The sequence below is a fragment of the Holdemania filiformis genome, from assembly GCF_003459085.1.
Lineage (GTDB): Bacteria > Bacillota_I > Bacilli_A > Erysipelotrichales > Erysipelotrichaceae > Holdemania > Holdemania filiformis.
Window position 1 is genome coordinate 1 of record NZ_QRUP01000038.1, and the last position, 7,543, is coordinate 7,543.

11 protein-coding genes are annotated in these 7,543 nt (G+C 48.9%); 1 reads left to right on the forward strand and 10 read right to left on the reverse strand.

All coding sequences use genetic code 11. The annotated features are described in order from the left end of the window. From DWY25_RS17445 to DWY25_RS17470, 6 genes are all read right to left on the reverse strand, one after another. The coding region (locus DWY25_RS17445) for a hypothetical protein (RefSeq protein ID WP_147336721.1) at positions 1-419 on the reverse strand (419 nt) is incomplete at its 3' end. A gap of 319 nt (positions 420-738) precedes the next feature. Next, positions 739-1,146, reverse strand: coding sequence for a 30S ribosomal protein S9 (gene rpsI, locus DWY25_RS17450; protein WP_006059536.1), 408 nt, complete (start codon positions 1,144-1,146; stop codon positions 739-741). Positions 1,147-1,161: 15 nt separating this feature from the next. Next, positions 1,162-1,599 carry a 50S ribosomal protein L13 gene (rplM, locus tag DWY25_RS17455; RefSeq protein WP_117896391.1) on the reverse strand — a complete coding sequence of 146 codons (438 nt, stop codon included), beginning with the start codon at positions 1,597-1,599 and terminating at the stop codon, positions 1,162-1,164. A 233-nt stretch (positions 1,600-1,832) separates the two neighbouring features. Then, a complete protein-coding gene (locus DWY25_RS17460) occupies positions 1,833-2,693 on the reverse strand; it encodes a DUF4097 family beta strand repeat-containing protein (RefSeq protein ID WP_181981897.1) in 861 nt (286 codons plus the stop codon). Beyond that, positions 2,690-3,280, reverse strand: coding sequence for a DUF1700 domain-containing protein (locus DWY25_RS17465; RefSeq protein WP_117896395.1), 591 nt, complete (start codon positions 3,278-3,280; stop codon positions 2,690-2,692). Before DWY25_RS17465 ends, DWY25_RS17460 begins: the two co-directional genes overlap by 4 nt. After that, positions 3,273-3,593, reverse strand: coding sequence for a PadR family transcriptional regulator (locus DWY25_RS17470; RefSeq protein WP_117896397.1), 321 nt, complete (start codon positions 3,591-3,593; stop codon positions 3,273-3,275). The genes DWY25_RS17465 and DWY25_RS17470 overlap by 8 nt, the downstream gene beginning before the upstream one ends. Positions 3,594-3,694: 101 nt before the next feature. On the opposite strand from DWY25_RS17470, the gene DWY25_RS17475 reads away from it, so the two are divergent. Continuing rightward, complete coding sequence (locus DWY25_RS17475; RefSeq protein ID WP_117896400.1) at positions 3,695-4,072, forward strand: hypothetical protein; 378 nt, start codon at positions 3,695-3,697, stop codon at positions 4,070-4,072. A 100-nt stretch (positions 4,073-4,172) separates the two neighbouring features. Here the strand turns inward: DWY25_RS17475 and truA are convergent, their stop codons facing one another. The 4 genes from truA to DWY25_RS17495 are packed head-to-tail and all read right to left on the reverse strand — an operon-like array spanning position 4,173 to position 7,430. Then, on the reverse strand, positions 4,173-4,979 hold the full coding sequence (gene truA / locus DWY25_RS17480) for a tRNA pseudouridine(38-40) synthase TruA (RefSeq protein WP_117896402.1): 807 nt from the start codon (positions 4,977-4,979) through the stop codon (positions 4,173-4,175). Continuing rightward, positions 4,976-5,773, reverse strand: coding sequence for an energy-coupling factor transporter transmembrane component T family protein (locus DWY25_RS17485; RefSeq protein WP_117896404.1), 798 nt, complete (start codon positions 5,771-5,773; stop codon positions 4,976-4,978). Before DWY25_RS17485 ends, truA begins: the two co-directional genes overlap by 4 nt. Continuing rightward, positions 5,770-6,627: an energy-coupling factor transporter ATPase gene (locus DWY25_RS17490; RefSeq protein WP_117896406.1), complete on the reverse strand. Its 858-nt coding sequence runs from the start codon at positions 6,625-6,627 to the stop codon at positions 5,770-5,772. The genes DWY25_RS17485 and DWY25_RS17490 overlap by 4 nt, the downstream gene beginning before the upstream one ends. Further along, positions 6,603-7,430 (reverse strand): energy-coupling factor transporter ATPase, encoded by an 828-nt coding sequence (locus DWY25_RS17495; RefSeq protein WP_006059545.1) that lies wholly within the window; start codon positions 7,428-7,430, stop codon positions 6,603-6,605. Before DWY25_RS17495 ends, DWY25_RS17490 begins: the two co-directional genes overlap by 25 nt. Between the last annotated feature and the right edge of the window lie 113 nt (positions 7,431-7,543).

Below are 7,543 nucleotides of genomic sequence, written 5' to 3' on the forward strand. Positions count from 1 at the left end.
TCAAGATAATCTTCTTGGGTTTGTTTGCCTTGTTTTGTTTTCTGCTTAAGCTGCGCTAACCGTTTATCCAACCGCTGGATTTCCTTCTCTGTTTTCCGAATTTTCTTCTCTATGTTTTTCAATTTTGCCTTGAACATTTTCTTCTTACGCTCATGGTTTTCAAAGTCCGCTTTCAATTGATGCTGAGCCTCCCATAGCGCTGCCAGAGGAAAATAATCATTCGTGTGATACCGGCGCTTCAGCTCTTTATGAAGCGATTCTTCAAATGAGAAAGGAATTCCCCGGGCTTTTAAAGTCAATAAATGATAAGTAGTATGAAGGATCGAATGATATAGAAGGATATCCTGGCGAATAGCCTGAGCTTCTTCAGGAAGCAATTCATTGTAATAGATCCGGTCAGAATACGTTATCGTTTTCATGAAGAAGACCTCGCTTTCAGAGATGCCCATCATCTCTAATGAGTTAATTATACAATAAACGTGATCTCACATCAACGCATTTGAGTTCGCTTCATTCTTACCTCCATTACTGCGCTTTGCACAGTCACAAATATTGCATGACAGCAAGCTAAATTGCTTTACTTTCACACTTTTCATTTTCTTTTTGCCTCTGACGCATCGAAATTCTTAGAATACAAAAAAAGTGCCAACCTGAAATTTCAGGCTGACACTCCCGTTTTGAGTCAAAGTTTTGACTGCACTTTCGCAAGCTTGCTTTCGCTTGATTACGAAACAGCAATTAACGCTTGCTGAACTGCGGAGCTCTACGAGCGGCCTTTAAGCCGTATTTCTTACGTTCCTTAGCGCGGCTGTCACGAGTCAGGAAACCCGCAGCCTTCAGCTTCGGACGGTAATCGCTGGAAGCTTCCAGCAGTGCCCGTGCGATACCATGACGCATAGCGCCTGCCTGGCCGGTGAATCCACCGCCGCAGACGTTGATCTTGATGTCGAACTGACCCAGAGTTTCTGTCAGTTCCAACGGGGAACGGACAACCATGCGCAGAGTTTCTTCCGGCAGGTATTCCTCCAAAGTCTTTCCATTGATGCTCATTGCACCTGTGCCCGGGGTCATGAAGACGCGGGCAACAGCTGTTTTACGACGGCCTGTGCCGATGTATGTTACGTTTGATTTCTTTTTCGCTGCCATTAGTCTTTCTCCTTACTAACCCTTGATTTTCAGCTCAACAGGTTTCTGAGCCTGATGCGGATGCTCGCTGCCCGTGTAAACGAACAGATGCGTACGCATAACGTCGCCTAACTTGGTGTGCGGAAGCATACCCTTGATGGCCTTTTCGACCCATTCAACCGTATACTGTTCCCGCATCACGCGCGTTGTGCGGACACGCAGTCCACCTGGATACATAGAATGGCTGAAGTAGCTCTTCTTGTTATCCTGATCGCCTGTGATTTCGATCTTGTCAGCATTGATCACGATGACATAATCACCGCAGTCAACATTTGGTGTATAAGTAGGTTTGTGCTTTCCACGCAGAACCGTTGCGACTTCGCTCGCAAGCCGTCCCAGTGTTAATCCTTGTCCGTCAACGACGTACCACTGACGTACAACTTCATTTGGTTTTGCCATAGTTGTCTGGCGCATAATTTAATTCCTCCTAACCAAGTGTAGTTTCCGGGGCTACATTTGGCATAAGTTGCCGAGTATTATTCTAAACTCCCAGCCCCTTTTCGTCAACTGTTTTTTAGCCTTTTTACCGTTTATTTTCACACTTTTCCCTATTTCCCGGATTTCCACAGCTCTCCGTGTGCCATTTCACCGTAAAACATGAAAAGCGGCTGTTTTGCCGCTTTCCTATCCGTTTCAGTATTTGAAGGTTAACGGAACTGGATATCCGTATCCCCCATGGCATTCTCCACTTTCAAATGATGCGTTCCTGAAGTATCCTTCCAGGAATTTGCCATCTTCTGATCATAGTATGCGCCGTCGATTCCCAGACTGCCCATCGCATTCTCCGCTTCAATCCGATAATCTGAGCGGCTTCCGTTCAGCGCCATTCTCACATCGCCCAGCGCGACGTCAAACTTGCACCGGCCGTGCAGCGTCCCGGTGAAATCCACATCCCCCAGCGCCATCTCAAATTCAGAATCCACAAAGTCCAGATCTTCAACAATTAAATCACCCAGGGCCAGCTCCAATTCAGAATTAGCCAGTGTTACTCCGCTGCCGACATAAATGGTGATCCAGCTGTGATCATGACTCAGATTGCAGGTGTTGATATGATCCGGATGTTCCAATTCCACTTTCAGAATTCCTTTTTCCACCTTCGTTTTGATACTCTGGCAATTCCGGTAATTGATTTCCACCCGGGTCTGAGGCCCATCGTTGCGCATCAGCGTAACATCGCCCAAATCACTTTCGACATCGATGCCTGTGATATCGGAAAAAGTTTCGTCGTACGTCTGATAATTTCCATCGCCATATCCCATGCCCATACCATGCCAGTTATGGGTTTCATAATCCTCATCCTCGTCGTGATGCTGCCGGTTCATGTGCCCCTGTCCCATGCCCATCCAATGATCGCCGACACGGATGCCGACGCCGTTTTCCAGCTGATCGACGTCAATTCCCAAATCCTGCGAGGTTAAGGACGTTTTCCCGGTGATCAGCGAGATCGTTAAGATCAGAATCAATCCGGCCGCGCCCATGCCTGCCGCAATTTTCAAGACTGTCTTCATGCCTGATTCCTCCTTTCCTGAATCCATTCCACACCTTCCTGCGCCTTCACCTTGGCCCACGGCCAAACCTTTTTAACCAGAGCGATCAAGCCGCATAAGCAGACCAGAAACAACGCCGCGCAGATCAGCATTCCGCCCAAAGCCAGTCCGGCTGAAGCCCAGGAAACAAAAATCATTCTGACGGCCGTTACCAACAACGATCCAGCCAGTCCAAAGAATAAGAACAACAGAAGAAGAATGACCATAAACGGCAAAAACAGAAGGAATCCAAAAATGATCACCAAAATAACGAGTACGATCGCCAATGGCACCCAAATCGGACTGGCAACCAGCGCCAGGCACAGAATCAGCGGCCACGGCCATTTCTTAGGTTCCTGCTGATCAGCGTTAATCCGGCTGTTATAACTGCTGCGGATCCCCTTCGCAAACTCCTCCGGCGATCCCAGATCATGAACAGCCTGCTCAAATTGATCTTCGCCTGCCTCATCAAAATATTCCTCGCAATACCGCATCGCGCTTTCCTGTTCTTCACGCGGCAGGCCTTCCAGCGCTTCTTTCAGCCGATGCAGATAAATCTGTCTAGTCATTAAAATTTCCTCCCTCTAAAATCGTCGTTATCTTTCGGGAAAAATACACCCACTCCCGCTTATATTCCTTGTTTTTCTCCAGACCCTCGTCCGTCAGCCGGTAATACCTCCGGTTTCGCCCCATCACCGCAACATCGTAGGTTTCTAATAATTCTTCTTTCTGAAGCCTTCTCAAGACCGGATACAAGGTTGATTCCGAGACCCCCAGCGTTTCCTTGATCTGTTGGGTCAGACGATAGCCATATGTATCCTCTTTCGCCAGAATCGCTAAAACACACGCATCCAGCAGGACCGAACCAATCTGAAATGTCATGGTATCTCCTCCTTGTATAATATTATAGATTGTATAATATTATATGTCAACTAGAGTATAGAAAGAATTCATTTCGTCCATACTAAAGTCAGGTGATAACTATGGAACTTTCTGAACACAGACATATTTTATATTTCAGCGAGCAGCCGATCGTTTTAATGGAGGAGCTGCTGAACATCAAGAAGATTAGTTTTACGCACATTCCTACGGGAATTCCTGAAACCGCACTGGCGCAGGCTCAGCAGCATTATACCGCGCTGAAAGCTTCGCCGTTTGTGGAAAACTCTGGAATTGGTTTTATTTTATTTGGATCTGCCTGTGATCTGGCACTGCCGCTGCAGCAGCTGTGCGAGGTCAAGATGTTACTGGTGAATCCGCTGCGGCGTGATTATTTTCCCGCGATGATCAGCGTCATCGAGGCCAGTGAAGAAGAGTCAATGTTCCTCCAGATCAAAGCGAAGCTGGAAAATCTTGTTTAAGAAGTTTTCAATTTTTGTTTGCGACTGATTCAGCTAAACCGATCGAATATCGAAGAATGAAAAAAAACTGATCGTTGGAGTCAGTTTTTTTGTTTACCTTCTATTTTTCTTTTTGTTTCCTATTTAAGGCAGAATCGTCCGACGGAGCCTCCGCCGCGGCTGCTGGATAATAGACTTCAACTAAGGTCAGCCCCTGCGGTTTCGCATTGAAGTGACAGATCTGTTTATCCTGAGCCTGCAGCATCCACTGCACATCCTGCGGCGCCAGCCGTCCGCGTCCCACTTCAATCAACGTGCCAGTCATCATTCGCACCATATACCGCAGAAACCCGCTGCCTTCAAAAATCAGGCGCAGCTGATCATTTTCCTCAGCCAGCTCCAGGCGGGTAATCGTCCGCACCTGATCCGGCATTTCAGCCCGGGAATTTGCGCAGAAGGAAGAAAAATCATGCTCGCCAATCAGATAAGCCGCGCCTTCGCGCATCGCCTGAACATTTAACGTCCAGGGTGACTGAAAGGCATAACGGCGGGTAAATACGTTTGCCTCTCCCAGCTGTATCCGATATTCATACCGTTTTCCAATGGCGTCAAAACGGGCATGAAAACGCGAATCGACAGCCTCGATCGAACGGATGTGGATATCTTTCGGCAGATGGCCGTTGATTGCCCGCTTCCATTGGAAAGCGTTGAGTGAGAAATCGACGTCAAAGTGGAAAACCTGTCCCCAGGCATGGACCTGGGCATCCGTTCTACCGGAGCCCGTGATGGACACGGGCTGCTGACAAATGACGCTGATCGCGTCCTGAATTGTCTGTTGAATCGTCGCTCCGCGCTCGGCCGGCTGGATCTGCCAACCGGCATAATCAAAGCCATCGTAGCTGACGACCGCCTTGAACCGCTGCTTCATGCCAGCCAGAGAACAAGCATCGTTCCCAGCAGCGCTGCAGATCCTGCCAGCAGCAGATAATCCCGGCCTTCCATCTTTAAGATCTTATATCGCGTCCGCGTCCGTCCCGGGCAATATCCGCGGGCTTCCATGGCGTTTGCCAGCTCCTCCGCCCGCTGAAACGCCGACACAAACAACGGCACGATCAAGGACAGCACAGCCATGATCTTTTCTTTCAGCTTGCCTTCCTTCAGATCGACGCCGCGGCTGGCCTGAGCGCGCATGATCCGCTGCGTTTCTTCAATCAACGTCGGAATGAAGCGCAGCGCAATGGAGATCATCATCGCGATTTCATGGGAGGGCAGATGGAAACGCTGAAACGGCTGCAGCAGATCTTCAATGCCCAGCGTCAGATCCAGCGGTTTCGTCGTGGCGGTTAATACCGTCGTGATGACGATCATCAACATTAACCGGATTGCGATGTATAACGTTTGAAACACCGCGTCGCTGTAAATCGTGAAGCCAAATATTGTGACTAACGGCGCGCCGGTGCGCAGCACAAGAATGTTGACAATCAGCAAAAACAGCAGCATGAACAACATCGGCTTCATCGACCGCCAGACAAAGTTCAGACTCAGTTTGGCGATCAGTACAACGGCGACAGCGCAGGCGGCGATGATCGCATAGCCTAAGAATCCAGCCGGGAAAAAGATCGCGATCAGCACGATCAGCATCGCCATGATTTTAGCCCGCGGATCCATGCGGTGAATCGGAGAATTCAGCGGCATGTATTTGCCTAACGCAAAGTTATTCATTTCAGCTTCACCTCCCGCAGGATTTCCTTCGCCAGGGAGGGAATGTCCATAATCTCCTCAGACAGGTGAAAGCCACGCTGATTCAGCATCTCGCGGGTGCGGATGATCGCCGGCGGCAGGATATTTAATTGCTTTAACAGGTCGGTTTTGCGGAAGAATTCATGAACCGACGTTTTCTGCAGGATCTGGCCGTTATCCACAACGACAACGTTATCGCAGTAATTGAGAACATGCTCCATATCATGCGTTACGATCAGTACAGTTTTCTTCATCTGCTTGTTGAGATTCATAAACAGCTGCATCATTGACTGAGCCCCCTGCGGATCTAAGCCCGCTGTCGGTTCGTCCAGCACCAGCACCTGCGGATCCATCGCCAGAATACCGGCAATCGCAACGCGGCGTTTCTGACCGCCTGACAGATCCAATGGAGAGCGTTCCAGCATCGTTTCGTCCAAGCCGACAACCCGGATAACCTCGCGAGCCCGGCGAACTGCTTCTTCCTCACTGGCGCCGAAGTTTTTCGGACCGAATGCAATGTCCTTCAGAATCGTTTCTTCAAATAACTGATATTCCGGAAACTGAAATACAAGACCGACGTCTTTGCGCAGACTTTTCAGATGTTCCGGTTTCTGCTGAGCGCTGATCGTTCTTCCCAGAATTTCAAGCTTCCCGGCAGTCGGAAGCAGCAGCGCGTTGAGATGCTGCACCAGCGTCGTCTTGCCGCTGCCGGTTTTGCCAATGATCGCCGTAACCTTGCCTTCCTCAATTTCCAGATCGACGTCTTTCAATGCAGCATAGGCAAACGGCGTGCCGCTGGAATATGTATAGCTTAATTTTTCAAATCGAATTGACACAGTTGATTCACCAGCCCTTCAATCGTAATTTCCGGCTTCATGGTCAAGCCGTTTTTCTTTAACTGCTGCTGCAGCTTAATGCTGAACGGAATATCCAGATGCAGGCGGATCAGTTCTTTATCCCGCAGCAGGATCTCATCCGGCGTGCCTTCCATCTTAATCTCGCCCTGATCCATGACCAGCACATGATCGCTCTTGGCCACTTCTTCAATGTCGTGGGTAATCGAGATGATTGTCAGCTGCGTTTCTTCATGGAGCTGACGGATCACGCGGTTGATTTCATCCTTGCCCTGCGGATCAAGCATACTTGTTGACTCGTCAAAAATGATCATTTCCGGTGCCATTGCCAGCACACCGGCGATGGCGACACGCTGCTTCTGACCGCCCGATAACCGGGTCGGTTCACTTTCCAGGTATTCGCTCATGTTGACTTTTTCCGCAAATTCCGTGATGATCGCATCCATTTTCGACTGTTCAACGCAATGATTTTCCAAGCCGAACGCGATGTCGTCCCGCACGGTAGAACCGATGAACTGGTTATCCGGATTCTGGAACACAATCCCGACACGGCTGCGGATTTCCATCAGGTTTTCCTCATTCAAAGGCAGATCATCAATCAGGATCTCGCCCTCGTCTTTTTCCAACAGGCCGATCAACAGTTTGGCAATGGTCGACTTGCCGCTGCCGTTGTGACCGATAATCGTTGTATAGCTGCCTTTCTCAATAGCGAAGGAAACATGACGCACGGCATGCGTCGATTCGTCATAGGAAAAGCTCAGATTTTTAACTTCCAGCTGTTTCATAGTTCTCACCTCAAAGTGTTTTAATTATACAACAGATGAACCCGTTTTAAAACAATAAAGAGAGGCTGTGACAGATAAGGGATAGGAAAAAATAAAAAAATGCGTAACTTCGA